Raw genomic sequence first — 26,096 nt, 5'->3', positions numbered from 1 at the left:
CCTGCATCGGGCAGTGACTTCAGGCAGTGACTTCTGGCTTGTAACTGGCGAGTAACCAGTGATCAGAGTAGGGGCCCTCCGCCTGGCGCGTAAGAGCCAACCGGCGGCCGATTCATAACGAAACAGGCCCCCGGGCGTCTGCACGGGGGCCTGTTTCGCATACAGGACTACTTCTTCTTGGCACCGGACTCGTCGCTGGAGAGGACGGCGATGAAGGCCTCCTGCGGGACCTCCACGGAGCCGACCATCTTCATCCGCTTCTTGCCTTCCTTCTGCTTCTCCAGCAGCTTCCGCTTACGGGAGATGTCACCGCCGTAGCACTTGGCGAGGACGTCCTTGCGGATGGCGCGGATGGTCTCGCGGGCGATGACGCGGGAGCCGACGGCCGCCTGGATCGGGATCTCGAAGGCCTGCCGCGGGATGAGCTCGCGCAGCTTGGCGACCAGGCGCACGCCGTAGGCGTAGGCGGCGTCCTTGTGGGTGACGGCCGAGAAGGCGTCGACCTTGTCGCCGTGCAGCAGGATGTCGACCTTGACCAGTCCGGAGGCCTGCTCGCCGGTGGGTTCGTAGTCCAGGGAGGCGTAGCCGCGCGTCTTGGACTTCAGCTGGTCGAAGAAGTCGAACACGATCTCCGCGAGCGGGAGCGTGTAACGGATCTCGACGCGGTCCTCGGAGAGGTAGTCCATCCCGAGGAGCGTGCCGCGGCGCTGCTGGCAGAGCTCCATGATCGCGCCGATGAACTCGGAGGGCGCGAGCAGGGTGGCCCGTACGACCGGCTCGAACACGTCCCTGATCTTGCCCTCGGGGAACTCGCTCGGGTTGGTGACGGTGACCTCCTTGCCGTCCTCGAGGACGACGCGGTAGACCACGTTCGGCGCGGTGGCGATCAGGTCGAGGCCGAACTCGCGCTCCAGGCGCTCGCGCACCACGTCCAGGTGGAGCAGGCCGAGGAAGCCGACGCGGAAGCCGAAGCCCAGCGCCGCCGAGGTCTCGGGCTCGTAGACGAGCGCGGCGTCGTTGAGCTGGAGCTTGTCCAGGGCCTCGCGCAGGTCCGGGTAGTCCGAGCCGTCGAGCGGGTAGAGGCCCGAGAAGACCATCGGACGCGGGTCCTTGTAGCCGCCGAGGGCCTCGGTCGCGCCGTTGTTCAGGCTGGTGATGGTGTCACCGACCTTGGACTGACGGACGTCCTTCACGCCGGTGATGATGTAGCCCACCTCGCCGACGCCGAGGCCGTCGGAGGGGGTCATCTCCGGGGAGGAGACGCCGATCTCCAGCAGCTCGTGGGTCGCGCCGGTGGACATCATCCGGATGCGCTCGCGCTTGTTGAGCTGGCCGTCGACCACACGGACGTAGGTGACCACGCCGCGGTACGAGTCGTAGACCGAGTCGAAGATCATCGCGCGGGCCGGGGAGTCCTTGGGGCCGACCGGGGCCGGAACCGTGGCGACGATCTTGTCGAGCAGCGCGTCCACGCCGAGGCCGGTCTTCGCGGAGACCCGCAGGACGTCCTCGGGCTGGCAGCCGACCAGGTTCGCGAGCTCCTCGGCGAACTTCTCCGGCTGGGCGGCCGGCAGGTCGATCTTGTTCAGGACCGGGACGATCGCGAGGTCCTTCTCCATCGCCAGGTACAGGTTGGCGAGGGTCTGCGCCTCGATGCCCTGGGCCGCGTCCACCAGCAGGACCGTGCCCTCGCAGGCCGCGAGGGAGCGCGAGACCTCGTAGGTGAAGTCGACGTGGCCGGGCGTGTCGATCATGTTCAGGATGTGCGTGCTGCCCTTGCCCTCCCCCTCGGCGGGGGCCCAGGGCAGACGGACCGCCTGCGACTTGATCGTGATGCCGCGCTCACGCTCGATGTCCATGCGGTCGAGGTACTGGGCGCGCATCTGCCGCTGGTCGACGACGCCGGTGAGCTGGAGCATCCGGTCGGCGAGGGTCGACTTGCCGTGGTCGATGTGCGCGATGATGCAGAAGTTGCGGATCAGCGCCGGGTCGGTACGGCTCGGCTCGGGCACGTGGCTGGGGATGGCGGGCACGCAGTGTCCTGATTCTCGGGTCGCGGTCGGAACGAAGTCTGAGCGATAGTTCGAATCTCGTCGCCCTCGTCGGCGCGCGATGTCGGATCTGTACGCAGGCTCCCATGGTCCCATGGACGGGGCAGTGCGCTCGGTTTGGGCCGGTCGGAGCGCGCCTGGTAGCCTGGGCAGCTGTGTCTCGTATGCCCTCTCAGCTGTCGAGGCACAATCCGAAGATCAAACTCTGAACCTGAAAAGGCTCTTTCGTGGCGAACATCAAGTCCCAGATCAAGCGGAACAAGACGAACGAGAAGGCGCGCCTGCGCAACAAGGCCGTCAAGTCCTCGCTCAAGACCGCGATCCGCAAGGCCCGCGAGGCCGTCCTCGCCGGTGACGTCGAGAAGGCCACCGTGGCTTCCCGCGCCGCCGCGCGTGCGCTCGACAAGGCTGTCTCGAAGGGTGTCATCCACAAGAACGCCGCCGCCAACAAGAAGTCGGCGCTGGCCACCAAGGTTGCCTCCCTTCAGGGCTGAGCTCCTGATGTGAATCGCCGGTAAGGACCCAGCGGGCCCTCTCTCCCGCTCCGGACCGGCACCCCGCGCCGCACACGAAGCGTTCGCCACGCGGGTGCGGTGCACACCAGCAGTAGCCGAAGGCCCCGGTCATCCCCCTTCCCCAGGGGGGCGACCGGGGCCTTCGCGCGTCTGCGTGACCTTCGTGCGTCTGCCGGGCCGTTCAGCGCCGCTGCGGGCGGGCCGCGCGGGCCACTGCCACGACGGCCTTCTCCAGGGCGTACCCGGGGTCGTCGCCGCCGCCCTTCACACCCGCGTCGGCCAGCGCCACGGCGCGCAGCGCGTCCGACACGGCATCCGCCGACCAGCCCCGCATCTGCTGCCGGACCCGGTCGATCTTCCACGGCGGCATGCCGAGGTCCCGCGCCAGGTCGCCCGGACGGGCCCCGCGCGGGGCGGAGGCGAGCTTGCCGATGGCCCGGACCGCCTGGGCCAGCGCGCTGGTGATCAGCACGGGTGCCACACCGGTCGCGAGGGACCAGCGCAGGGCTTCGAGGGCCTCCGCGGCCCGGCCCTCGACCGCCCGGTCGGCGACCGTGAAGCTGGAGGCCTCGGCCCGGCCCGTGTAGTAGCGGCCGACCACGGCCTCGTCGATGGTGCCCTCGACGTCCGCGCACAGCTGCGCCGCCGCACTCGCCAGCTCCCGCAGGTCGCTGCCGATCGCGTCGACCAGGTTCTGGCACGCCTCGGGGGTCGCGGAACGCCCCAACGTCCGGAACTCACCCCGCACGAACGACAGCCGGTCCGCCGCCTTCGTCATCTTCGGGCAGGCGACCTCCCGGGCCCCCGCCTTGCGCGCCGCGTCCAGCAGGCCCTTGCCCTTGACCCCGCCCGCGTGCAGGAGGACGAGGCTGATCTCCTCGTACGGCGCGGCGAGGTACGCCTTGACCTCCTTGACCGTGTCCGCCCCCAGGTCCTGCGCGTTGCGCACGATCAGGACCTTGCGCTCGGAGAAGAGCGAGGGGCTCGTCAGCTCGGCCAGCGTGCCGGGCTGGAGCTGGTCGGAGGTGAGGTCCCGTACGTCGGTGTCGGCGTCGGTCGCGCGGGCGGCCGTCACCACCTCCCGTACGGCACGGTCGAGCAGCAGGTCCTCCTGCCCCACCGCGAGGGTGAGCGGGGCGAGCGGATCGTCGGTGGGATTCTTCCTGGTGGCCATCGCCCCCAGCATCCCACGCCGCACTGACAGCGACCCTCGCCCGGTGCCCGGTGCCCCGCGCCGGGTACCCGAGAATGGTCGGGTGAACGTGCGACATGTACTGGTCCTGCCCGACCGCGACGCCGCCGAGGAGGTGGCCCAGGAGGTCGTCGACCGCTTCGGCCTCCCGGAGGAACCCCAGCTGGTGCGCGACGCCCTCGCCGGCGAGGACGACGCCGAGGACGCCCAGTGGCTGGTGGTCCTCGAGGACCCCCGGGAACGGCTCGACACCGCCTCGCTGGACGAGCTCGCCGCCGCGTACGAGGGCTGGCTGGAAGCCCCGTAGGACGGCGGCGGCACCCGCGCCCTACGCCTTGTGGACGATCTGTACGTCCAGCTCCACTTCCACGCTCGGACCGATCGCCGCGATCCCCTGCGCCAGGATCGACTGCCAGTTCAGGGCGAAGTCCCCGCGGTTCAGCTCGGCCGTGGCCCGGCAGGCGGCCCGCGGTTCGCCCTCCAGGCCCGTGCCGTGGCCCAGGTACTGGGTGTCCAGGGTCACCGTACGGCTGACGCCGTGGAGGGTGAGGGCGCCGGCGACCGCCCAGCGGCTGCCGCTGCGGTGGATGAACCGCTCGCTGTAGAACTCCACCCGCGGGTGCCGGGCCGCGTCCAGGAAGTCCGCGGACCGCAGGTGGTCGTCCCGCATCCGCAGCCCGGTGTCGATGCTCGCCGCGTCGATGATCACGTGCATGGAGGAGTCCTCCATGCGCTCCGCTATCCGCACCGCGCCGGCGAAGGTCGTGAACCGGCCGTGGATCCGGGCGAAGCCGATGTGCCGGGCGGTGAAGCCGATCGACGAATGCCTCGGGTCGAGCTCCCAGTGACCGGGCTGCGGCAGCAGCGGCGGCTCCACCGCGTCGAGGATGATCTCCGCCGTGCCGGGCTGCGCCGGGTCCCCCACCAGCGTCGCCCCGTGGAACGGCGCGTACCCCTCGGCGGTGACGGAGAGCCGGTACTCGCCCTCCGGCATGGCCGCCGTGAACCCCCCGTAGGGATCCGTCTCCCCGCTGACGACCCGTCGGCCGATCGGGTCGGTGACCTCGAACTTGGCCTGGCGGACCGGCTGGTGGACCGTGTCGAGTACCCGGCAGCTCAACAGCCGCGCCGTAGGCGGCAGTGTCAGAGTCGCGGATGTATGCGAACCGGCACCGCCGGCCGTCTCCATCCCCCGTCGGCGACCGAACATGGCTAGTGCACCCCCGTGCTGTGTGGACTTGGACCGCTCTGGCGAAGACGCATTCGATCATGCTGTCGGGTTGTGGGCAAACAGAATGGTCGCGCCCGGTATGACCGCGCCGTTCCGGACGCCGCCCGGCTGGAAACGCACGCATCCGCGAGCCGCTGCCGGAGACGGCCACGGAGCCGTCCTCATCGGTGCGCAGCACGGCCGCCCCGCGGGCCCTCAACTGGGCGAGCGTACCCGGCGCGGGGTGCCCGTAGCGGTTGCCCGCGCCGACGGGGACGATGGCGAGCCGTGGCCGGATCCGGCCCTGGAGTCCCGGGTCCTGGTGCGCCGAACCGTGGTGGGCGACCTTGAGCACGTCCACCGGGCCCAGCTCCGGATGCTCCCTCAAAAGGGCCTGTTGGGCGGGCGGTTCGAGATCCCCGAGCAGCAGGAGCGTCAGGCCCGCCGTGCGCACCAGCAGGGCGACGCTCGCGTCGTTGGGCCCCTCCGGCGGCGGAGCCGTGGCCGACGGCCACAGCACCTGCCACTCCAACTGCCCGATCCGGCGCCGCTCTCCCGACACCGCCGGTACGACGGGCACCCCGGCCGCCGCGGCCGCCCGCCGGACCAGGGCGGCCTGCGCGGGCGGCTCCTCCACCGTGGTGGTCTGCATCACAGCCACGGACCGCCCCCGCAGCACCCCTGGAACCCCTCCCACGTGGTCGGCGTGAAAGTGCGTCAGCAGGAGAAGTGGGATACGGCTCACACCCAGGGCGCGCAGACAGGAGTCCACCGGCCCGGGCTCCGGCCCGGCGTCCACCACCACGGCCGTACCGGGGCCGGCGGTGAGTACGGCGGCGTCTCCCTGGCCCACGGCGCACTGGACGTAGCTCCAGTCCGGCGGCGGCCAGCCGGTGAGCGTACGGGTCAGCTGCGGCGGCCGCAGCACCGCGATCAGCAGCAGCACGGCCACGGCCGCACAGGCCCCGCGCCGCCGCCCGAACCGGGCCCCGAACGCCACCACGGCCAACGTCACCGCACCCAGCAGCAGCCCGCCCCGGAGCCCGCCCGGCCAGGGCAGCTCCGCCCCCGGCAGCCGCGCCCCGCCCCGCGCCACGGCGGCGATCCACCCGGCCGGCACCCCCGCGCACCAAGCGAGCACCTTCGCCACGGGCATGCACAGCGGGGCCACGGCGAGGGCCGCGAAGCCGAGCACGGTGGCGGGGCCCGCCGCGAGCTCCGCCAGGAGGTTGCACGGCACCGCGACCAGGCTCACCCGGGCGGAGAGCACCACCACCACCGGCGCGCACACGGCCTGCGCCGCGGCGGCGGCCCCCAGGGCCTCCGCGAGCCGAGACGGCATCCCGCGCCGCCGGAGGGCGTCCCCCCAGCGGGGTCCCAGGGTGAGCAGCGCCCCGGTGGCCAGCACCGACAGCAGGAACCCGTAACTGCGAGCCAGCCAGGGGTCGTAGAGCACCAGCAGCAGCACGGCCCCGGCCAGCGCCGGGATCAGGGACCTGCGCCGCCCGGTGGCGAGGGCCAGCAGGGTCACCGCCCCGCAGGCGGCGGCCCGCAGCACGCTCGGGTCGGGCCGGCACACCACCACGAAGGCCAGCGTCAGCGCCGCCCCGCACAGGGCCGTGGCCCGCAGCGAGAGGCCCAGCCGGGGCGCGAGCCCGCGCCGCTCGACGTGCTGCGCGCGGGCCGGGGGCCCGATCAGCAGATACAGCACCACGGTCAGGTTGGAGCCCGAGACGGCCAGCAGGTGCAGCAGGTCGGTGGCCCTGAAGGCGTCGTGCAGGTCGGGCGGGACCCGGGAGGTGTCCCCGACCACCAGCCCCGGCAGCAGGGCCCTCGCATCCCGCGCGAGCCCGTCGGTGGCCTCCCGCAGCCCGGCGCGCAGGACCCCCGCGAGGCGCTGCACCGGGTCGGGCCCGCCCGTCACCCCGGGCGGGGTGTCCCCCGCCGGGCGGAGCAGCGCCACGGCCCGCTCCCCGCCCCGCGCCGGGGCCAGCCGGGCCACCACCGCGACCCGGGTCGAGGGCTCCAGCCGGGCCCATCCCGGATGCCCGGCCAGCACCCGTACCGGGGTCTCCACCCGGGTCCGCGCCCCGTCGGGCCCGGTCACCCCGGTCAGCACCGCGTCGAGCACCACCACGGGCGGCCCGCCCCCGCCCCCGCCCCGGGCCACCCGGGGGTCGGAGCCGACGGTGAGCTCCGCACGCACCCGGGCGTGTTCCCCGGCCAGCCGGGCCACCGGCCCCGCCCGCGCCCCGGCCCGCTCCAGCCCGGCCACCCCCGCCCCGGCGGCGGCGCACAGCAAGGCGGCGGCCGCGGCCGTACCGACCCGCCGCAGCGGCTGCGACCGCCCGGAGCCGAGCACCAGCAGCACCCCAGCCGCGGCCACCGCGAGCCCCGTCGCGGCGGCACTCCACCCGCCCGGCACCCCGAGCGCCAGGGCAGCCGCTCCCCAGGCGGCCACGGCCGGCACCGCCAGCCGCAGATCCACCGGCCCGGCCGGCTCGCGCCCGACAGCCTCCGGCCCGGCGCTCCCCACCCCGCCGCTCACGGCCGCACCAGCCTGCGCAGCTCGGCGAACCGCCGCTCGCCGATGCCGTCGACCTGCCGGAGGTCCTCCACGGCCCGGAACCCGCCCCGGGCGGTGCGGAAGTCGACGATGTTCCGGGCGAGCACCGGCCCCACCCCGGGCAGCCCGTCCAGCTGCTCGACCGTCGCGCTGCCGAGGCTCAGCGGACCGGCCCCGGCACCCGCACCGGGGCCCGGCCCGCCCGGAGGCGGCTGCGCGGTGGCCCCCACCAGCACCTGTTCGCCGTCCACCAGCACCCGGGCCCGGTTGAGCCCGGTGGTGTCGGTGCCCGGCCGCACTCCCCCGGCGGCGGCCAGCGCGTCCTCCACCCGCGAGCCGCTGGGCAGCCGCCGCAGACCGGGATCGCGGACCTTGCCGCCGACGTCCACCACGATGCGGGCGCCCTCACCCCCGCCCGGCGCTCCCGACGCCGCCGGCGGAGCCGGAGCCGGCGCCGGGGTGACCACGGCAGGGGCCGTCACCGGCTGCGGCCGGCCCGACCAGTACTGCTGGGCGGCGAAGCCCACCGCGAGCACCAGCACCACCGCCACGGCGGCCACCGTCCGCGGCTCCACCCCGCACCGGACCTGCACCCACACCGGCAGCCGCTCCCGCAGGGCCAGCCGCCCCGCGGCCCCGACCCCCAGCACCCCCACCGCCTCCCGCGCCGCAACGGACCCGCCGGGCACCACGGCCGGATCCACCCCACCCGGCACACCCACCCCACCCAGCGGAACCGGATCCAGCGGAACCGGATCCAGCGGGACCGGATCCGGCCAGGCCCGCGGATAGGCCCCCAGCCACGGCTCCACATCAGGCGGCGGATCGGCCACCCGCAGGGCCCCGGCCTCCTCCGGCACCCCGGGTACGGCACCGGACTCCCGCTCCCGGGCCGCCGGCGAGCCCCCCGCAAGCAGGGCCTCCGCCCTGCGTCGCACCTCGGCGGGGTCGGGCCGGGACCGCGCCCGGGCGCGACGACGGTCCCGGAGCCTGCCGTCGGACCGGGGCCCCCGCCCGGGCCCGCTGCCACCGCCGGGCGATCCAGCGGACGGGGAAGTGTCAGAGAGGCGTGAAGTACGCGTTCGAAGAGTCATGCCACCGAAGCTAGGGCCGATCCCCGGCCACCGCTCGGAGCCCTCAATTCCGGTGGACAAACGGCCCGTTGTGGATAACTCCGCCACCCGTTCCGGTGATCCCCGGGTGATCACCCGGGGATCTCACCCGGGGATCACCCGGGGATCACCGGGGCGAGACGACCGCCGCCAGCAGCCCCGGCCCGGTGTGCGCGCCGATCACCGCGCCGACCTCGCTGACGTGCAGTTCGACCAGGCCCGGGATGCGTTCGCGCAGCCGCTGGGCGAGCTTCTCGGCCCGTTCCGGGGCCGCCAGGTGGTGGACGGCGACGTCTACGCTGCGCGACCCTGCCCGTTCGACGGCCAGCTCCTCCAGCCGTGCGATGGCCTTGGAGGCCGTGCGCACCTTCTCCAGCATCTCGATCCGCCCGCCGTCCAGCGTCAGCAGCGGTTTGACCGCCAGCGCCGAGCCGAGGAGGGCCTGCGCGGCCCCGATCCGGCCGCCGCGGCGGAGGTAGTCGAGGGTGTCCACGTAGAAGTACGCCGCCATCTCGGACGCCCGCTTCTCCGCGGCGGCCACGGCCTCGTCGGCGGAACCACCTGCCTCGGCCGTCTCGGCGGCGGCGAGGGCGCAGAAGCCGAGGGCCATCGCGACCATGCCCGTGTCGACCACGCGGACCGGGACGGGGGCGGTCTGGGCCGCGACCACGGCGGCGTCGTAGGTGCCGGAGAACTCGGCGGACAGGTGCAGGCTCACGATGCCGGTCGCACCGGCGTCCGCGGCCGCCTGGTAGGCCCGTACGAACTGCTCCGGACCGGGGCGGGAGGTGGTGACCGGACGCCGCTTCTGCAGGGCCGCTGCGAGGCTGCGGGCCGAGATCTCGGTCCCCTCTTCGAGGGCCTCGTCCCCCAGGACCACGGTCAGCGGGACGGAGGTGATCCCGTGCCGCGCCATCGCCAGTGGGGGCAGGTAGGCCGTGGAATCGGTGACGATCGCGACATGGCGGGACATGAGCCGGAGGTTACCGGCACGGGAGGTGATCCGGCAGCCCGGGCCTCCCCCGTCCCCTCATGCCGCCGTCCGCTCAGGTGGTGGCCTCCGGCCTGGGGGCCTTCTGCCAGGGGTAGCCCGTCGCCGGAGCGGAAGGATTCAGCGCCGCCGGCCCCGACTCCACGCCCGAAGCCGCACCCGCACCCGAGCCCGCATCCGAAGCCCCAACCGGACCACTCGAGCCCGCACCCGAGCCCGCACCCGAAGCCCCACCCGGACCGCCCGCACCCGCACCGCCCGGAGCCGCCTGGCCCGCGTCCCAGGCCGCCGCGGCGGCCGCCAGGTCGTCGACCGACTCCCGGGACCAGTCCCGCAGCGCGCCGGACTCGACCTCGATCTGCTCCGAGAGGACCGCCAGCTCGTCGTCCGCGAACCGCCGGGCGCGGTCACGCGCCGCCCACCGCAGCGAGTCCGCGGACTGCGTGATCTTGGCGGTGCGCTCCCGCAGCCCGGGAAGGCGCTCCGCGATCTGCTTGCGGTCCGGCTCCTGCTCCAGCCGCTTCAGCTCGTCGTCCAGCTCGTGCCCGTGACGGCTCAGCCGCTCGAAGAGGGCGATGGACTCCGTCAGCGAGCTGTCCGCCTGCACCCCCTGGTACAGCGCGGCCTGCGTGGACCGCATCGAGGTCCGCAGGTCCAGCCGCAGCTGCGCGAGCGCCCCGCCGACCCCGACCTGGCCGAAGCTCTTGGCCTTCAGGGTGGTGTCCTCCACCGTGCGGCGGGCCTGCGTGATCGTCCGGTCCACACCGCGCTTCGCCGCGCCGACGACCTTCACGGTGGCCCACGCACCCAGCCCCAGGAAGGCAAACAGCATCAACAGGGCAAAGATGATCAAAGCGCCCGCCTCCATGAGGTTCCCTTCCCCGGCCTTCTCCGTCCCCTCCACCGTAAACGCCACGGGCAGGCCAGGGGTTCCAATCGAACCCCCAACCTGCCCGTACGGGATCTCCCCCATGGGAGCCGCGGAACGTCAGATGCGGAACGTCAGATGACGATGTTCACCAGCTTCGGCGCGCGCACGATCACCTTGCGGATCTCGGCGCCGCCCAGGGCCGCCACGACGCCCGCGTCGGTGACGGCCAGCTGCTCCAGGTCGGCGTCCGAGATGCTCGGCGCCACCTCCAGACGCGCCTTGACCTTGCCCTTGACCTGCACCACGCACGTGACCGTCTCGTCCACGACGTACGCGGGGTCCGCGACCGGGAAGTCCTGGTGGACCACCGAGTCGCTGTGGCCCAGCCGGTGCCACAGCTCCTCCGCGATGTGCGGCGCCAGCGGGGCGACCAGCAGCACCAGCCGCTCGGCCACCGAGCGCTCCAGCGGCCGGCCCGCCTTCGTCAGGGCGTTGTTCAGCTCGGTGATCTTGGCGATGGCGGTGTTGAACCGCAGCCCCGCCATGTCCGAGCCGGCCCCGTCGATCGCCTTGTGCAGGACGCGCAGGGTCGCCTCGTCGGGCTCGCCGTCCACGACGGTGACGGCGCCCGTCTCCTCGTCCACGATGTTGCGCCACAGGCGCTGCAGCAGCCGGTACTGGCCGACCACGGCGCGGGTGTCCCACGGCCGCGAGACGTCCAGCGGGCCCATCGCCATCTCGTACAGGCGCAGGGTGTCCGCGCCGTACTCCTCGCAGATCTCGTCCGGCGTGACGGCGTTCTTCAGGGACTTGCCCATCTTGCCGTGCTCACGCTTGACGGGCTCGCCCTGGTAGAAGTAGCCGCCGTCGCGCTCCTCGACCTCGGCCGCCGGCACGTACACGCCGCGCGCGTCGGTGTACGCGTACGCCTGGATCATGCCCTGGTTGAACAGCTTGTGGAACGGCTCGGCCGACGAGACGTGGCCCAGGTCGAACAGCACCTTGGACCAGAAGCGAGCGTACAGCAGGTGCAGGACCGCGTGCTCGGCGCCGCCCACGTACAGGTCGACGCCGCCGTGCGGCGCACCCTCGCGCGGACCCATCCAGTACTGCTCGATCTGCGGGTCCACCAGGGCCGAGGAGTTGTTCGGGTCCAGGTAGCGCAGCTCGTACCAGCAGGAACCGGCCCAGTTCGGCATGGTGTTGGTCTCGCGCCGGTAGCGCTTGACGCCCGCCCCGTCGCCCAGGTCCAGCTCCACGTCGACCCACGCCTCGTTGCGCGACAGCGGGGTCTCCGGCTTCGACGCGGCGTCGTCGGGCTCGAAGGTGCGCGGGGAGTAGTCCTCGACCTCCGGCAGCTCCAGCGGCAGCATCGACTCGGGCAGGGAGTGGGCGACGCCGTCCTCGTCGTAGACGATCGGGAAGGGCTCGCCCCAGTAGCGCTGGCGGCTGAACAGCCAGTCGCGCAGGCGGAAGTTGACGGTGCCCTCGCCGATGCCGCGCTCGGCCAGCCAGTCGGTGATCGCGGCCTTGGCCTCGACGACGCCCAGGCCGTCCAGCGCGATGCCCTCGCCCGTGGAGTTGACCAGCGCGGCGTCGTACGAGACGAACGCGTCGTCCCACTCCGCCGGGTCGGTGCCCCGGCCGTCCGAGGGCTGCACCACGCAGCGCATCGGCAGCTCGAAGGCGCGGGCGAACTCGAAGTCGCGGCTGTCGTGCGCCGGGACGGCCATGATCGCGCCGGTGCCGTAGCCCATCAGCACGTAGTCGGCGATGAAGACGGGGACCTTGTCGCCGCTGACCGGGTTGACCGCGTACTCGCCGGTGAAGACACCGGTCTTGTCCTTGGCCTCGGCCTGCCGCTCGACGTCCGACTTGGAGGCGGCCTGCTTGCGGTACGCGGCCACGGCCTCGGCCGGGGTCGCGTACCCGCCGGTCCACACGTCGTGGGTGCCCTCGGGCCAGGCGGCCGGGATGAACTTCTCGACCAGCGGGTGCTCGGGCGCCAGCACCATGTAGGTGGCGCCGAACAGCGTGTCCGGGCGGGTGGTGAAGACGGTGATGGCCTCGTCGCCCAGCGCGAAGTCGACGCGCGCGCCCTCGCTGCGGCCGATCCAGTTGCGCTGCTGCAGCTTGATGGCCTCGGGCCAGTCCAGCGCGTCCAGGTCGTCCAGCAGGCGGTCGGCGTAGGCCGTGATCCGCATGTTCCACTGGCTCAGGCGGGACTTGAAGACGGGGAAGTTGCCGCGCTCGGACCGGCCGTCGGCGGTGACCTCCTCGTTGGCCAGTACGGTGCCGAGCCCGGGGCACCAGTTGACGGGCGCGTCCGAGGCGTAGGCCAGGCGGAAGCCGTTCAGTACCTCGGCCCGCTCGGCGGCGGTCAGCCCGTCCCAGGCGCGGCCGCCGGGGACCTCACGGGTGCCGTTCTCGAAGGCGGCGACCAGCTCGGAGACCGGGCGGGCCTTGTTCGCGTCGGCGTCGTACCAGGAGTTGTAGATCTGCAGGAAGATCCACTGGGTCCACTTGTAGTACTCGGGGTCGATCGTCGCGAACGACCGGCGCTTGTCGTGGCCCAGGCCCAGCCGGCGCAGCTGGACCTTCATGTTCTCGATGTTCGCCTCGGTCGACACGCGCGGGTGCGTGCCGGTCTGCACGGCGTACTGCTCGGCCGGCAGGCCGAAGGCGTCGAAGCCCAGGGTGTGCAGGACGTTGTGGCCGGACATCCGCTGGTGGCGGGCGAAGACGTCGGTGGCGATGTACCCGAGCGGGTGACCGACGTGCAGGCCCGCACCGGAGGGGTACGGGAACATGTCCATGATGAATTTCTTGGGCCGGGCGACGACCGATGGGTCGCCTGCCAGGTCACCGGTGGGGTTCGGGGCCTCGTAGGTGCCCTCCGCGTCCCATACGTCCTGCCAGCGTGCCTCGATGTCGGCGGCCATGGCAGCCGTGTAACGGTGCCCCTCGGCCGCCTCGGGGGCCGGGGTGTTCGTCTCGCTCATGATTTCTGAAGCTCCATCGATCGTCTCTGCCGTCTCTGCCTGCCCAAACGAAAAAACCCCTCGCACAGGAGGGGGCGCCGCGCCGATGCCGACCGTCTCGAAGGGTCGGTACTGATCAGCGCGGCTCGGTAAGCAGAAGGCGTACGGCACGCATGGCGTCAGGGTACCGCAGCGCCCCCTACGGACGCTCGGACCTTCCAGTCAATGGGCAAACGAGAAGCGGGCCACCCGATCCGGGTGGCCCGCTTCTTCACTGTGGAGCTAAGGAGAATTGAACTCCTGACCTCCTGCATGCCATGCAGGCGCTCTACCAACTGAGCTATAGCCCCTTGCTTCTCTGCCGCCGGGCCCCTTCTCGGTTTCCCTTGCCGGTTCCCCCTGGCGACATCGAGAACATTACACGGTCATGGCCCCAGTCCAAAAATCGGTTTCCGCGAGGTCCGAGGCCTGTCCGATTTGACCCTTATCATCACGCCCGGGCGAACTGGTAGAACCGCTTCAGCGTGCAGTGCTCGTCGAGCAGTCGGCCGTAGATCGGCTCGCCCTCCAGCTCCCGGTACGTCTCGATCGGGTCGCCTTTTATGATCAGCGCCCGCGCGCATTCCTCGCACCAGTACTGGTAGTCGGGATTGACCGGCTCCATGTCCCGCACGATCGGCGTGCCGTTGTTGCACCAGTCGCACCGCCGCCGGTGTGCACCCATCCGTCAGCGACTCCCTCCCGCGTCAGGCCGTCGTGTCCCCCTCCGGCCGTCCGATTCTGCCATGCAAGTAGCGGCCGGGTCAGCAAGCGCAAAAGGAACAAACGCAAGGATCCCGCCCCCTGTTGGGGACGGGATCCTGATTGTGGAGCTAAGGAGAATTGAACTCCTGACCTCCTGCATGCCATGCAGGCGCTCTACCAACTGAGCTATAGCCCCGCTCTCCGCCGCGTTCCCCCCGTTTCCGGTGTTCTTCGCTGCGAACAAGAAGAACTCTAGCCTGTGACCAGCCGGAAAGTGAAATCCGGGTGCGAGCCGCCCCGAGGGTCACCGCGGGACACCGCGGGAGCCGTCAGTCGTCGTCGCCGAGCACCGGTTCCGGCAGCGTGCCGGCGTTGTGCTCCAGCAGGCGCCAGCCGCGCGCGCCCTCGCCGAGGACGGACCAGCAGCAGTTGGAGAGCCCGCCGAGGCCCTCCCAGTAGTACGCCTCCAGGCCCAGCAGGCGCCCGATGGTCGTACGGATGGTGCCGCCGTGGCTGACGACGACGAGCGTGCCGCCCTCGGGCAGCCGGTCCGCGTGGCCCAGCACCACCGGAGCGGCCCGGTCGGCGACCTCGGTCTCCAGCTCACCGCCGCCGCGGCGGACGGGCTCGCCGCGCTTCCACGCCGCGTACTGCTCGCCGTACTTCTCGAGGATCTCGTCGTGGGTGAGCCCCTGCCACTCGCCGGCGTACGTCTCGCGCAGCGCCTGGTCGTGCTCCACGGACAGGCCCGTGACGGCGGACAGCTCGGCAGCCGTGTCCGAGGCCCGTCGCAGGTCGGAGGCCACGATGGCGTCCGGCTTCAGCGAGGCGAGCAGCCGGGCGGCGCGGCGCGCCTGCGCCACACCCGTCTCGGTCAGCTCGATGTCCGTGGAGCCCTGGAAGCGGCGCTCCAGGTTCCACGAGGTCTGGCCGTGCCGCCAGAGGACGATCTTCCTGCCGGGCTTGCCGGAGCTGGCGGACCCGCCGGCCCCCGCGGCGGCAGCCGCAGCCGTGCCCGCGCTGTCGGTCGTACTCGCGCTCAGAACAGATCACCGTCCAGTTCGTCGTCGCCCGCCGCCTCGCGCAGCTTGGCGTGCTCCTCGGCCTTGCCGATGGTGAGCTTGGCGTCCTCGGGGAGCTCGATCTCGGGGCAGTCCTTCCACAGACGCTCCAGCGCGTAGAAGACGCGCTCCTCGCTGTGCTGGACGTGGACGACGATGTCGACGTAGTCGAGCAGGATCCAGCGGGCGTCGCGGTCGCCTTCACGGCGCACCGGCTTGGCGCCGAGCTCCTTGAGCAGCCGCTCCTCGATCTCGTCCACGATCGACTTGACCTGGCGGTCGTTGGGCGCGGAGGCGAGGAGGAAGGCATCGGTGATCGACAGCACGTCGCTGACGTCGTACGCGATGATGTCGTGCGCGAGCCGGTCGGCCGCGGCCTGGGCGGCGGTGGTGATGAGCTCGATGGAGCGGTCCGTGGCGGTCACTGGCCATGCTTTCGGGTTGGCGGGCAGATCCCTACAAGGGTCTCATGTACCGCCGACACCGCCCGCGCTTAACGTCCTGGCCGGTCAGGACGGCTTGTAGTCCCTGCCCAGGGTCACCACGACGTCCGCGTTCACCGCGTTCTCGCCCTTCTTCACGACCGTCTCCGGCAGCCCCAGCGTCTTGGCGACGTCGACGGCCCGGTCCCGCTGCGCGTCGTCCTGGTACGTGATCTGCGTGGCGGCCGCCGTCCTGTCGGCCTTGCCGCCGTCCACGAGCCCGTAGCCGCCGTTGAGCAGCGCCGCCTTCGCCGCAACCTGCGTCTTCTCGTCCCCGGTGGCGTCCTTGAGGCCCACGCGCGGGGCGGCGCCGGGCTGGGCCGCGGTGAAGGAGCCGCCGAGGAGCTCCTTGACCACCTTCTTGTTGGACTCGTCGGTGAGGCCGCCGTCCGGCTTCACGGCGAGCACCTCGGTGCGGTACGCGGCCACCTTGGCGTGCTCGCCGATCCGTGACAGGAGCCCGCCCAGGTTCTGCGCGTCCAGCCCCGGGTCGAGGATCTGGCCCATGGACTCGACGGTCGTGGCCGCCGCCTTCGGGTCGCCCGGGATCTTGCGCAGGACGGCGTAGAGCACCTTGCCGGTGCGTTCCAGCTGCCTGGCCTCCGGTTCGCCCTGGCCCCGGTGGGTGGCGTACGCGACGGCCATCGCCCCGGTGAGGCTCTGCCCGGGACCCTGTCCCACGGCCGGGGTCTTGGCCTGCTCGTTGGCCGGGACGGCGGTGTCGGTGTCCACCTCGATGCCCCCGACCAGCTCGACGAGCCGTTCCAGGAAGGGGGTGTCCAGGCGCCAGGTGCCGCCGATGTGGGTGCCGAGCACGGTGTCGAGGGATTCGCGGGTGCCGAGGCTGCCCTCCTCGACCGCCTTGCCGAGGGAGGTCCCCGTGCCGTCCTGCTTGGGGACGCCGAGGGCGTTGGGGAGCAGGACGGTGGCGCCCTGCCGGGTGGTGACGTTGTCCACGAGGAGGGCGGTGGAGCTGCCGCCCCGCTTGGTGTTGTGCAGGTGGACGACGATCATGTCGCGCTTCTGCGCGCCGGTGGCGGCCGCGGCGTCCTTCTTCTGCCCGGGGCCGTCGAGGAAGGGCAGCTTGCCCGCGTACCAGAGGTAGCCGAGGCCGCCCACGACGAACAGGGCCAGTACGACGATCAGCGCGACCACCCGGTTGCGGCCCCGGCGGCGGGCCTCCTCGCGGCGCTCGGTGCGGCTCTCGGTGAAGGCGAGCCAGTCGATGACGTCCTCGGAGTCCTCGTCCGGCTGGTCGATGAAGGCGAACTGCTCCGTGCGGTAGTCCGGGGCGTCGGGGGCCGCGGGGGCGGATTCCGCGGCGGCCGCCCGGCGCGGCTCGGGGACGGGGGCGGGCGCCGGCGGCTGCGGCTGCGGCTGCGGTGCGGGGGCGGCCTGCTGCGGGATCCACTGCTGGGGCTGGGCCGGGGCCTGGGGGTACCCCTGCTGCGGGTACCCCGGCCCGGCCTGCTGCTGCGGGTAGTACTGCTGCGCGGAGGGGTCGTAGCCCTGCGGCTGCTGGTACGGCTGCTCGTACTGCTGGTACTGCGGGTACTGCTGCTCGTACGGGGGCGGGGCGGGCTGCGCGGGCACCTGGCCGTAGACCGGCCTGCCGTACGGGTCGTAGCCGATGAGCTGCTGCTGGGCGGCGTACGGGTCGTACGGATCCTGTGGGTCGTTCACCGCGGGGCCCCTCTCTCCGGAAGCTCAGGCTCCCCGGTACAGCTCACGCTTGTCGATGTAACGCACGACACCGTCCGGTACCAGGTACCAGACGGGATCGCCCTCGGCGACCCGCGCGCGGCAGTCGGTGGAGGAGATCGCCAGCGCGGGCACCTCGACCAGCGAGACCCCGCCCTCGGGCAGGCCGTCGTCGGTGAGGACGTGGCCGGGCCGGGTCACCCCGATGAAGTGGGCGAGGGAGAACAGCTCATCGGCGTTTCGCCAGGTGAGGATCTGCGCGAGGGCATCGGCACCGGTGATGAAGAACAGGTCGGCGTCGTCGTTGAGCGCGCTCAGATCCCGCAGGGTGTCGATGGTGTACGTCGGGCCGCCGCGGTCGATGTCGATGCGGCTCACGGAGAACTGCGGATTGGAGGCGGTCGCGATGACCGTCATGAGATAGCGGTCCTCGGCGGGCGACACGGCCCGCTGGGACTTCTGCCACGGTTCGCCCGTAGGTACGAACACCACCTCGTCGAGGTGGAAAAGGGCGGCCACCTCGCTGGCGGCCACCAGGTGTCCGTGGTGGATCGGGTCGAAGGTCCCGCCCATCACGCCGAGCCGGCGCTTGACCGGGCCCGTAGGCATCTCCTGCTCTCCCATGAGCGCAGAGCCTACTGGCCCGGCAGCACGTGCGCGGCGGCCGGTCCAAAGGAAGAGACGGCCTAGCGGTCGCGGTTCAGGCGCGTGGTCACCCAGAGCATGAAGAGCAGGATGAACAGCGCACCGCCACCGGTCAGGTACGGGCTCAGGCTGTCGTGGTTGCCGCCGTGCTTCCCGCCTTCCTCCGAAGCGAGGAGGACCAGGTTGTGGGCGGTGGTGGAGAGGCTCATCAGGCAGGTACCTATCGAGTCGGGGAGCGAGCGGAGACTTCCCTCACATCGTATGCGGGGGCCCTGGGCACGCTCACGCCGACTCAGGCGTTGGAAGAGGATAGAGGCACGCGACCACAGGCCGATCCAGGGGGAGGCGCCATGACGGACACCGGATCCGAGAAGACACCGGCACGCGATCGCAGGAGGTTCCCGGGGATTTCCTCGCGGGCGTACGAGCATCCCGCGGACCGCTCGGCGCTCGTCGCGCTGCGCAAACTGAGCGGTTTCGACACCGTGTTCAAGGCCCTCAGCGGGCTGCTTCCGGAGCGCAGCCTGCGGCTGCTGTTCCTGTCGGACTCGGTGCGGGTGGGCGAGACCCAGTTCCCCCATCTGCACGAGATGCTGCGCGACGCCTGTTACATCCTGGACCTGGAGAAGGTCCCCCAGATGTACGTGCAGCAGGACCCGAAGCCCAATGCCATGTGCATCGGGCTGGACGAGCCGATCATCGTCGTGACGACGGCGTTGGTGGAGCTGCTCGACGAGGAGGAGATGCGGGCGGTGGTGGGCCACGAGGTGGGCCACGCGCTGTCCGGGCACGCCGTGTACCGCACGGTGCTGCTGTTCCTGACGAACCTGGCACTGAAGGTGGCCTGGATCCCGCTGGGCAATGTGGCGATCATGGCGATCGTCACCGCGCTGCGCGAGTGGTTCCGCAAGTCGGAGCTGTCGGCGGACCGGGCCGGACTGCTGGTGGGGCAGGACGTGAACGCCTCGATGCGCGGGCTGATGAAGATCGCGGGCGGCAACCACCTCCACGAGATGAACGTGGACGCCTTCCTCGCCCAGGCCGAGGAGTACGAGAAGAGCGGCGACCTGCGCGACTCCGTACTGAAGATCCTCAATGTGCTGCCGCGGACCCACCCCTTCACGACGGTGCGGGCGGCCGAGCTGAAGAAGTGGTCCCAGAGCCGGGACTACCAGCGGATCATCGACGGGCACTACCCGCGGCGGGACGAGGACAAGGACACCTCGGTGACCGACTCCTTCCGCCAGTCCGCCTCGCACTACGCGGACTCGGTGCGCACCAGCAAGGATCCGCTGATGAAGCTGGTCGGCGACATCGCCGGCGGCGCGGGCGACCTCGGCGGGAAGCTGCGCGACAAGTTCACCGGAGCGGGCGGCGCCGGCCGGGAGCCCGGGGGCTCCGGCGACGCCAAGGGCACTACGGAACAGGGCTGACGGAGGCCGGAGGCGGCGCCGGCGGCTGGGCCGGCGGGGTCGTCGGCGCCCCGGGAGGGGCCAGTACGCCGCACAGCCCGGCGGTGCGCCGCGGATGGCCGCTGGCGTACGGGTCGCTCGCGGGCGGGCCCACGGTGGTGGGCCCCGCTCCGGCCGGCAGCGGGCGGAAGCCCTCGGCGGGCTCGGTGGCGCAGTCCTGCGGCCCGGCCATCACGTAGGCCGAGGACAGCTCCGCCCGGCGGGCCGTGAGGTCCTCCCGGTCGAAGCGCAGGCGCAGCTCGCGGCGGACGGTGAAGAGCGAGGCCCCATCGGCGGTGGCGGGCGGGCCGGCCGCCGCCCGCACGGCGTACACGAAAGTGTGGTCGGTGCTCACCTCGAGCACCTCCGGGTTCAGCTCCTGGAAGGCGAGGGTGCCGCTCACCCGGACCCGGGAGTCGGCCACGACGGTGGCGGGGTCGAAGCGGACCAGCCAGCCGGTGACGGCGTGCCGGCCGTCGCCGGAGGGTGCGGCCACGCTCTCGTCGAACTGCGCCAGCTGCCCTGGGTCGAGGAGCACCCGCACGGGCCGGGAGGCGGCGCCGGAGAGCACGTCCGGGTCCAGCGAGGACTGCACCAGGTAGTCCTTGGCGATGGACAGGGCGGCGACGACCTGGCCCTCGGTGAAGTGGTGGGTGCGGCGCACCGCCGGCAGGGTGATCCCGGCCGCCCCGACCCGGTACTCGGCCGCCGGACTGTTCGCGTACAGGTCGGCCGGCCGGCCGCCGGGCACCGTGGAGGCCGGTGCCAGGGGGACGACGGTGCTGCTGAGCGGCTCGGCGTTGCCGCCGGCCGGGGGGACGTACGGGTTGCGCATCCCCATGTAGACGGCGATCGCGAAGGCCGTGGCGATGAGCAGCACGAGCAGCATGCCCTGGCGGGCGCCGCGGCCGGGGGTGCCGGTGCGCGGTCCGGCGGGGCCTCCGCCGGCCCAGATGGAGCGGCTGCGTACGGCCCGGGCGTGCTCGCCCATGCGTTCCTGCGCCGAGAACTCCTGGAGGCGGGCAGCACGGACGAAGTCCTCGTCGAACACCACCGAGCGGTACTCGTCCGGGCGCAGTTCGTCGTCACCCCCGCCGATGCCATCGGGGGTGCCGTCGGGCGGATCTCCTGGAACGGCCATCGCTTCTCCCGCTGTCCCCGCTTCAGAGAAGCCCCCAGCTCCGGCACAGGCGAGTGGGGTCGTACCTTCAGGGTTGGCGGCCGACGGGGTACGTAAACGCGCCGACGCCGGTGACTTCCCTGAGCGGCGTACTGGCCGGCGCGGGTGCGGGGTCCGGCTCGCCGGCGGCGCTGCGGTAGACGGCGCTGAAGGCCAGCGCGACCATGCCGAGCCCCATCACGACGGCGAGCACCCAGGCGACCGGGCGCAGCCAGGGCGAGCGGCCGCGGTAGGGGCGCAGGCTGCCTCCGTAGACCCCGTACGGGCCCTCGGCGTAGCCGTGGCCGTACTGGCCGGGCTCCCATCCGGGGTCGTCGAGGCCGTACCCGTCGGCGTAGCCGTAGTCCTCGTCGCCCGCCCAGCCTCCGGCGACGCGGGCGGCCTCGGCCTCGGCGCGAGCCCGGTCGGCCGCGCGCTGGCGCTCGGCCGCGCTCGGTTCATGGATCTCGGCGTTCCGGACGAAGTCCTCGTCGAACACCACGGAGGCGAAGTCCTGATCCGCGCCTCCGCGGTCGTCGTCGGGCTCCCCGTCGTCCGGGAACGGCTTGCCCCCCACGTCGTCCGGCACAGGACCAGCCTAGACCTGGGGGGCTGCTTTGGGCAGGGTGTAAGCCGGATTCCGGCCACACCGTGTTCTGCCGCCGGTTACCGAATGTGACCGTCGCCGGTGACGATGTACTTGGTGGAGGTGAGCTCGGGCAGGCCCATCGGGCCCCGGGCGTGCAGCTTCTGCGTGGAGATGCCGATCTCGGCGCCGAAGCCGAACTGGCCACCGTCCGTGAACCGGGTGGAGGCGTTGACGGCGACCGTGGTGGAGTCGACCAGCTGGGTGAAGCGGCGCGCGGCGGCCTGCGAGGTGGTGACGATCGCCTCGGTGTGACCGGAGGTCCAGCGGCGGATGTGGGCGACGGCGTCGTCGAGGGAGTCCACGACGGCGGCGGCGATGTCGTACGACAGGTACTCGGCGGCCCAGTCCTCGTCGGTGGCGGGCAGGGCGGTGGCCTTGGTGCCCTCGGCGGCGGCGAGGACGGCCGCGTCGCCGTGGACGGTGACACCGGCGTCGGCGAGGGCGTCGAGGGCGCGCGGCAGGAAGGCGGCGGCGATGTCGCGGTGCACGAGGAGGGTCTCGGCGGCGTTGCAGACGGAGGGCCGCTGGGCCTTGGAGTTGATCAGGATGTTCACGGCCATGTCGAGGTCGGCCTGGGCGTCGACGTAGACGTGGCAGTTGCCGGTACCGGTCTCGATGACCGGGACGATGGACTCCTCGACGACGGTCTTGATGAGGGAGGCACCGCCGCGCGGGATGAGCACGTCGACGAGGCCGCGGGCGCGCATCAGCTCGCGGACGGAGTCGCGGGACTCGCCGGGGACGAGCTGGATCGCGTCGGCGGGCAGCCCGGCGCCCTCGATGGCGTCCCGCAGGATGGCGACGAGGGCGGTGTTGGAGGCGTAGGCGGAGGAGCTGCCGCGGAGCAGGACCGCGTTGCCGGACTTCAGGCAGAGCGCGGCGGCGTCGACGGTGACGTTGGGGCGGGCCTCGTAGATGATGCCGACGACCCCGAGGGGGACGCGGATCTGGCGGAGGTCGATGCCGTTGGGGAGGGTGGAGCCGCGGACGACCTCGCCTACGGGGTCGGGCAGGGCCGCGACGTCGCGGACGTCGGAGGCGATGGCGGCGACCCGCTCGGGGGTGAGGGTGAGCCGGTCGATGACGGTCTCGCTGGTGCCGGCGGCGCGTGCCTTGTCGGTGTCGACGGCGTTGGCGGCGACGATCTCGGCCGTACGGGCCTCCAGCGCGTCCGCGACGGCCAGCAGGGCCGCGTCCTTGGCGGACCGCGGGAGTGGGGCGATGGCGGCGGCGGCCGTACGGGCCGCCTGTGCGGTGGCGGTCACGGGGGAGGTGGCGGTGGCGTCGTCGAGCGAGGTCATGCGGCCAGGGTAGTCCCCGCCGCCGCCCTCCCCGAGGGGGTTCCACCCCCCGAGACTCATTTCCCGACGCGCCGCTCGCGCGGCTCGGCGCCGGGGGCGCCTCCCCGGCTTCGCGCCGCTGCGCCGGGCCCATTTCCCGACGCGGCCCTCGCGCCGCTCAGCGCTGGCGCGCTTCCCGGGCTTCGGCCCGCTGCGCCGGGGAGGCCGCCCGCGGCCGAGCCGCGCGAGCGGCGCGTCTTAATAGGGATGCACGCCCACCGGGTGGGCCGGAGGTGGCCCGTAGCCTTCGGCGACGCGCTGGCGGTAGGTGGGGCGGTCGATGACCTCCAGGCCGACGATCTCCCACGCCGGCAGCTGCGCCGTGGAGCGGTGTTCGCCCCAGAGCCGCAGCGCGACGGCGGCCGCGTCGTGGAGGTCGCGGGCCTCCTCCCAGTACCGGATCTCCGCGTGGTCGTCGGCGTACCGGCTGGTCAGCAGGAAGGGGTGGTCGTGCGCGAGCTGCTCCAGCCCGCGGCGGACCTCGGACAGCGGCGCCGGCTTGCCGGAGACGCTCAGGGTGATGTGCCACAGGCGGGAGACCTCGGCCTGCTCGTCCCCGCCGCCGTTGACGCTGGTCAGCGCTCGTCTCACCAGCCCGCCTCCTGTCTGCGCTACGCGTGTCCGCCCCTCACAGTTGACCAGTCCCCGGCCCGCCGTGCGGCGGTTTTGCCGAACCTCAGCCCTGGAGCAGCACCAGATCGTCGCGGTGGACGACCTCCCGCTCGTACGCGGGTCCGAGCTCCCGCGCAAGCTCGCGGGTGGAGCGGCCGAGGAGCTGCGGGAGTTCCTTGGCGTCGAAGTTGACCAGGCCCCGGGCCACGGCGCGGCCGTCGGCGGAGCGCAGTTCGACGGGGTCGCCGGCGGTGAAGTCGCCTTCGACGGCCGCGATGCCGGCGGCGAGCAGCGAGCTGCCGCGCTCGGTGACGGCGCGTACGGCGCCGTCGTCCAGGACCAGGTGTCCCTGCGGGGTCGACGCGTGCTGGAGCCAGAGCAGCCGGTCCGCGGAGCGGCGCCCGGTGGCGTGGAAGAGCGTGCCCGTGGCCCGCCCGGCCAGGGCGTCCGCGGCCTGGCTGGCGGAGGTCAGGACCACCGGGATCCCGGCCGCGGCGGCGATCCGCGCGGCCTCGACCTTGGTGACCATGCCGCCGGTGCCGACGCCCGCCTTGCCGGCGCTGCCGATGGAGACGTGGGCGATGTCCCCGGGGCCGCGCACCTGGTCGATGCGGGTGGTGCCGGGCAGGGAGGGGTCTCCGTCGTAGAGCCCGTCGACGTCGGAGAGGAGGACGAGGAGGTCCGCGCGGACGAGGTGGGCGACGAGGGCGGCGAGCCGGTCGTTGTCGCCGAAGCGGATCTCGTCGGTGGCGACGGTGTCGTTCTCGTTGACCACGGGCAGGGCGCCCATGGCGAGGAGCTGGTCCAGGGTCCGGTAGGCGTTGCGGTAGTGCGCGCGCCGGCTGGTGTCGTCGGTGGTCAGGAGCACCTGGCCGACGCGGACGCCGTAGCGGGCGAAGGAGGCGGTGTACCGGGCGACGAGCAGGCCCTGTCCGACGCTGGCGGCGGCCTGCTGCCGGGCGAGGTCCTTGGGGCGGCGGGCCAGGCCGAGCGGGGAGAGGCCGGCCGCGATGGCTCCGGAGGAGACCAGGACGATCTCCTTCTCGCCGCCGCTGCGGGCCTTGGCCAGTACGTCGACCAGCGCGTCCACGCGGTCGGCGTCGAGCCCGCCCGCCGCGGTGGTCAGGGAGGAGGAGCCGACCTTGACCACGATCCTGCGGGCGTCCACGACACCTTGCCTAGCCGTTGACACGTCTTTCCCCTCACCACAGAACCTGCTGACCGACTGGCCCAATCTACGGGGTGGCGCGGGGCGTCCGCCCGCCGGTTTCAGACCGTGGACGAGGAGCGCTCCGCCGCGGGCTCCGCCACCGGCGCCGTGCCCGTGCCCGTGCCCGGGATGAGGATCTTGCGCGAGAGCAGGAAGGTGAACGGGATGGCGACGACGGCCGCGACCAGCGGCGCGATCCGGGTGTCCAGCCCGGCCCAGGTGACCAGGGCGTAGAGGCCGGCGGACTGGATCACGTAGTTCGTGACGTTCGTCAGCGGGAAGAGGAGGAACTTCTTCCAGGTGGGCCGGGTGCGGTAGGTGAAGTAGGTGTTCATGAAGAACGACCCGATCATCGACAGCACGAAGGCCAGGGTGTACGCGGCGAAGTAGGGCATCCACGCGTGCAGCAGCAGGTAGATGCCGAAGAAGGTGCCGGTGTTCACCCCGCCCACGAGGGCGAACCGGAGGATCTGGCCGAGCTGGTCCCGTCGGGTGTGGGCGCTCATCAGCGGCTGCGCTCCGCGATCACGGCTTCGGAGATCCCGGGCATCCGCTCGGCGCCGTGGGCTTCCTTGACCAGGAAGTGCGGGCGGCGCTTGGTCTCGTAGTAGATGCGGCCGATGTACTCGCCGATCAGACCCAGCATGATCATCTGCATGCCGCCGATACCGGCGATCATCGCGACGAGGGTGACGTAACCGGGCGAGTCGATGCCGTTGGTGATCGCCATGACGGTGATCCACAGCGCGTACAGCCCGGTCAGCGCGACCAGCGACACGCCGAGCCAGATGCCGATGCGCAGCGGCTTGTTGTTGAAGGAGATCAGCCCGTCCATGCCGTAGTTCAGCAGGGACCCGAACTTCCACTTGGTCTCGCCCGCCTCGCGCTGGGCGTTCTGGTAGTCGAAGTGGACGGTGTCGAAGCCGATCCAGGAGAAGAGGCCCTTGGAGAAGCGGTTGTACTCGGGGAGCGCGAGCAGGGCGTCGACGGCCGGACGCGACAGCATCCGGAAGTCGCCGACCCCGTCGGCGAGCTCCACGTCGACCCAGCGGTTGACCCCGCGGTAGTAGAGGCGGCTGAGGGCCGAGCGGAGCTTCTTGTCGCCCTCGCGGGTGCGCCGGGCGATGATCTGGTCGTGGCCCTGCCGGTAGTGGTCCAGCATGGTGGCGATCAGCTCCGGCGGGTGCTGGAGGTCCGCGTCCATGATCACCACGGCGTCGCCGGTGGCCTCGCGCAGCCCGGCGAGCATGCCCGCCTCCTTGCCGAAGTTCCGGCTGAAGGAGACGTAGCGGGTCTGGTCCCCGTGCTCGGCGGCGATCTTGCGGAGCTTTCCGAGGGTGCCGTCACGACTGCCGTCGTCGACGTAGCAGACCTCGTACTCGAGAGGCAGGGCGTCCAGTACCCGCCGGATCTCGACGTCGAAGCTGTCGATGACGGCCTCTTCGTTGAAGCAAGGGACAACTACGGACAGCTTCATGAACAACTTCCTGCCAGGTCCGAACGGGTGATTATGGCCGAACGCCCCCGCCGCTCTCCTCTTCCTTAGAAGTATG

Annotated in this window: 23 protein-coding genes, 2 tRNA genes and 1 pseudogene; 3 read left to right on the top strand and 23 right to left on the bottom strand. The window is 72.2% G+C overall.

Annotated features, from left to right (window positions below; translation table 11 throughout):
• Window positions 1-167 precede the first annotated feature (167 nt).
• A complete protein-coding gene (lepA, locus tag OOK34_RS18335; RefSeq protein ID WP_267034933.1) occupies window positions 168-2,033 on the bottom strand; it encodes a translation elongation factor 4 in 1,866 nt (621 codons plus the stop codon).
• 245 nt (window positions 2,034-2,278) lie between these two features.
• Here lepA and rpsT point away from each other — a divergent pair, with 245 nt between their 5' ends.
• Window positions 2,279-2,545, top strand: coding sequence for a 30S ribosomal protein S20 (gene rpsT, locus OOK34_RS18330; protein WP_030010251.1), 267 nt, complete (start codon window positions 2,279-2,281; stop codon window positions 2,543-2,545).
• 202 nt (window positions 2,546-2,747) lie between these two features.
• On the opposite strand, the gene holA is transcribed toward rpsT, so the two are convergent.
• Entirely contained in the window at window positions 2,748-3,740 is a 993-nt protein-coding gene (holA, locus tag OOK34_RS18325; protein WP_267034932.1) for a DNA polymerase III subunit delta, read from the bottom strand.
• A gap of 82 nt (window positions 3,741-3,822) precedes the next feature.
• Between holA and OOK34_RS18320 the strand changes: the two genes are divergently transcribed.
• Window positions 3,823-4,065, top strand: a complete 243-nt coding sequence (locus OOK34_RS18320; RefSeq protein WP_267034931.1) for a hypothetical protein — start codon at window positions 3,823-3,825, stop codon at window positions 4,063-4,065.
• Between the two features lie 21 nt (window positions 4,066-4,086).
• On the opposite strand, the gene OOK34_RS18315 is transcribed toward OOK34_RS18320, so the two are convergent.
• From OOK34_RS18315 to OOK34_RS18250, 14 genes and pseudogenes are all read right to left on the bottom strand, one after another.
• Window positions 4,087-4,947 carry a YceI family protein gene (locus OOK34_RS18315; RefSeq protein WP_267036800.1) on the bottom strand — a complete coding sequence of 287 codons (861 nt, stop codon included), beginning with the start codon at window positions 4,945-4,947 and terminating at the stop codon, window positions 4,087-4,089.
• Window positions 4,948-5,104: 157 nt separating this feature from the next.
• Window positions 5,105-7,504 (bottom strand): annotated as a pseudogene (locus tag OOK34_RS18310) (ComEC/Rec2 family competence protein); the annotation flags it as partial.
• A gap of 8 nt (window positions 7,505-7,512) precedes the next feature.
• Entirely contained in the window at window positions 7,513-8,472 is a 960-nt protein-coding gene (locus OOK34_RS18305; protein WP_267034930.1) for a ComEA family DNA-binding protein, read from the bottom strand.
• Window positions 8,473-8,773: 301 nt separating this feature from the next.
• The gene (locus OOK34_RS18300; protein WP_267034929.1) at window positions 8,774-9,619 is read right to left on the bottom strand and encodes a DegV family protein; all 846 of its coding nucleotides are present in this window, start codon (window positions 9,617-9,619) and stop codon (window positions 8,774-8,776) included.
• Between the two features lie 73 nt (window positions 9,620-9,692).
• Window positions 9,693-10,505 carry a hypothetical protein gene (locus OOK34_RS18295; RefSeq protein ID WP_267034928.1) on the bottom strand — a complete coding sequence of 271 codons (813 nt, stop codon included), beginning with the start codon at window positions 10,503-10,505 and terminating at the stop codon, window positions 9,693-9,695.
• Between the two features lie 134 nt (window positions 10,506-10,639).
• Window positions 10,640-13,510: a leucine--tRNA ligase gene (leuS, locus tag OOK34_RS18290; protein WP_267034927.1), complete on the bottom strand. Its 2,871-nt coding sequence runs from the start codon at window positions 13,508-13,510 to the stop codon at window positions 10,640-10,642.
• Window positions 13,511-13,766: 256 nt separating this feature from the next.
• A tRNA-Ala gene (locus OOK34_RS18285) sits at window positions 13,767-13,839 on the bottom strand.
• Window positions 13,840-13,979: 140 nt separating this feature from the next.
• Window positions 13,980-14,213, bottom strand: a complete 234-nt coding sequence (locus OOK34_RS18280) for a hypothetical protein (protein WP_007264019.1) — start codon at window positions 14,211-14,213, stop codon at window positions 13,980-13,982.
• Between the two features lie 143 nt (window positions 14,214-14,356).
• Window positions 14,357-14,429: transfer RNA gene (locus OOK34_RS18275), tRNA-Ala, on the bottom strand.
• A 133-nt stretch (window positions 14,430-14,562) separates the two neighbouring features.
• On the bottom strand, window positions 14,563-15,183 hold the full coding sequence (locus OOK34_RS18270) for a histidine phosphatase family protein (protein ID WP_267036799.1): 621 nt from the start codon (window positions 15,181-15,183) through the stop codon (window positions 14,563-14,565).
• 89 nt (window positions 15,184-15,272) lie between these two features.
• The gene (rsfS, locus tag OOK34_RS18265) at window positions 15,273-15,719 is read right to left on the bottom strand and encodes a ribosome silencing factor (protein ID WP_215141872.1); all 447 of its coding nucleotides are present in this window, start codon (window positions 15,717-15,719) and stop codon (window positions 15,273-15,275) included.
• An 84-nt stretch (window positions 15,720-15,803) separates the two neighbouring features.
• Window positions 15,804-17,459, bottom strand: a complete 1,656-nt coding sequence (locus OOK34_RS18260) for an LCP family protein (RefSeq protein WP_267034926.1) — start codon at window positions 17,457-17,459, stop codon at window positions 15,804-15,806.
• A 24-nt stretch (window positions 17,460-17,483) separates the two neighbouring features.
• On the bottom strand, window positions 17,484-18,101 hold the full coding sequence (gene nadD, locus OOK34_RS18255) for a nicotinate-nucleotide adenylyltransferase (RefSeq protein WP_249766003.1): 618 nt from the start codon (window positions 18,099-18,101) through the stop codon (window positions 17,484-17,486).
• A 62-nt stretch (window positions 18,102-18,163) separates the two neighbouring features.
• Complete coding sequence (locus tag OOK34_RS18250; RefSeq protein ID WP_267034925.1) at window positions 18,164-18,331, bottom strand: hypothetical protein; 168 nt, start codon at window positions 18,329-18,331, stop codon at window positions 18,164-18,166.
• A 141-nt stretch (window positions 18,332-18,472) separates the two neighbouring features.
• Between OOK34_RS18250 and OOK34_RS18245 the strand changes: the two genes are divergently transcribed.
• Window positions 18,473-19,555 (top strand): M48 family metallopeptidase, encoded by a 1,083-nt coding sequence (locus OOK34_RS18245; RefSeq protein WP_267034924.1) that lies wholly within the window; start codon window positions 18,473-18,475, stop codon window positions 19,553-19,555.
• Here the strand turns inward: OOK34_RS18245 and OOK34_RS18240 are convergent.
• The 7 genes from OOK34_RS18240 to OOK34_RS18210 all read right to left on the bottom strand — a co-directional run bounded on the left by OOK34_RS18240 (window position 19,539) and on the right by OOK34_RS18210 (window position 26,020).
• On the bottom strand, window positions 19,539-20,714 hold the full coding sequence (locus tag OOK34_RS18240; RefSeq protein WP_267034923.1) for a hypothetical protein: 1,176 nt from the start codon (window positions 20,712-20,714) through the stop codon (window positions 19,539-19,541). The genes OOK34_RS18245 and OOK34_RS18240 overlap by 17 nt on opposite strands.
• Before the next feature lie 67 nt (window positions 20,715-20,781).
• The gene (locus tag OOK34_RS18235) at window positions 20,782-21,321 is read right to left on the bottom strand and encodes a hypothetical protein (RefSeq protein WP_267034922.1); all 540 of its coding nucleotides are present in this window, start codon (window positions 21,319-21,321) and stop codon (window positions 20,782-20,784) included.
• 77 nt (window positions 21,322-21,398) lie between these two features.
• A complete protein-coding gene (locus OOK34_RS18230; protein ID WP_267034921.1) occupies window positions 21,399-22,682 on the bottom strand; it encodes a glutamate-5-semialdehyde dehydrogenase in 1,284 nt (427 codons plus the stop codon).
• A 237-nt stretch (window positions 22,683-22,919) separates the two neighbouring features.
• Entirely contained in the window at window positions 22,920-23,363 is a 444-nt protein-coding gene (locus OOK34_RS18225) for a hypothetical protein (protein WP_267036798.1), read from the bottom strand.
• Window positions 23,364-23,397: 34 nt separating this feature from the next.
• Window positions 23,398-24,525, bottom strand: coding sequence for a glutamate 5-kinase (gene proB, locus OOK34_RS18220; RefSeq protein ID WP_267034920.1), 1,128 nt, complete (start codon window positions 24,523-24,525; stop codon window positions 23,398-23,400).
• A 77-nt stretch (window positions 24,526-24,602) separates the two neighbouring features.
• Entirely contained in the window at window positions 24,603-25,049 is a 447-nt protein-coding gene (locus OOK34_RS18215; protein WP_267034919.1) for a GtrA family protein, read from the bottom strand.
• Complete coding sequence (locus tag OOK34_RS18210; protein ID WP_267034918.1) at window positions 25,049-26,020, bottom strand: glycosyltransferase family 2 protein; 972 nt, start codon at window positions 26,018-26,020, stop codon at window positions 25,049-25,051. Before OOK34_RS18210 ends, OOK34_RS18215 begins: the two co-directional genes overlap by 1 nt.
• Window positions 26,021-26,096: the final 76 nt, after the last annotated feature.

This window comes from Streptomyces sp. NBC_00091 (assembly GCF_026343185.1).
In the GTDB taxonomy this organism is placed as follows: domain Bacteria; phylum Actinomycetota; class Actinomycetes; order Streptomycetales; family Streptomycetaceae; genus Streptomyces.
Note: the sequence above shows the minus strand (reverse complement) of the source record. Positions and strands in the feature narration are given on the sequence as shown.

Excerpts from the sequence above, each read along its gene's own strand:
- holA (WP_267034932.1), bottom strand. The coding sequence starts at position 3,740 with ATGGCCACCAGGAAGAATCCCACCGACGATCCGCTCGCCCCGCTCACC.
- OOK34_RS18315 (WP_267036800.1), bottom strand. The coding sequence starts at position 4,947 with ATGGAGACGGCCGGCGGTGCCGGTTCGCATACATCCGCGACTCTGACA.
- OOK34_RS18300 (WP_267034929.1), bottom strand. The coding sequence starts at position 9,619 with ATGTCCCGCCATGTCGCGATCGTCACCGATTCCACGGCCTACCTGCCC.
- OOK34_RS18295 (WP_267034928.1), bottom strand. The coding sequence starts at position 10,505 with ATGGAGGCGGGCGCTTTGATCATCTTTGCCCTGTTGATGCTGTTTGCC.
- leuS (WP_267034927.1), bottom strand. The coding sequence starts at position 13,510 with ATGAGCGAGACGAACACCCCGGCCCCCGAGGCGGCCGAGGGGCACCGT.
- OOK34_RS18280 (WP_007264019.1), bottom strand. The coding sequence starts at position 14,213 with ATGGGTGCACACCGGCGGCGGTGCGACTGGTGCAACAACGGCACGCCG.
- nadD (WP_249766003.1), bottom strand. The coding sequence starts at position 18,101 with ATGGGAGAGCAGGAGATGCCTACGGGCCCGGTCAAGCGCCGGCTCGGC.
- OOK34_RS18250 (WP_267034925.1), bottom strand. The coding sequence starts at position 18,331 with ATGAGCCTCTCCACCACCGCCCACAACCTGGTCCTCCTCGCTTCGGAG.
- OOK34_RS18245 (WP_267034924.1), top strand. The coding sequence starts at position 18,473 with ATGACGGACACCGGATCCGAGAAGACACCGGCACGCGATCGCAGGAGG.
- OOK34_RS18240 (WP_267034923.1), bottom strand. The coding sequence starts at position 20,714 with ATGGCCGTTCCAGGAGATCCGCCCGACGGCACCCCCGATGGCATCGGC.
- OOK34_RS18230 (WP_267034921.1), bottom strand. The coding sequence starts at position 22,682 with ATGACCTCGCTCGACGACGCCACCGCCACCTCCCCCGTGACCGCCACC.
- OOK34_RS18215 (WP_267034919.1), bottom strand. The coding sequence starts at position 25,049 with ATGAGCGCCCACACCCGACGGGACCAGCTCGGCCAGATCCTCCGGTTC.
- OOK34_RS18210 (WP_267034918.1), bottom strand. The coding sequence starts at position 26,020 with ATGAAGCTGTCCGTAGTTGTCCCTTGCTTCAACGAAGAGGCCGTCATC.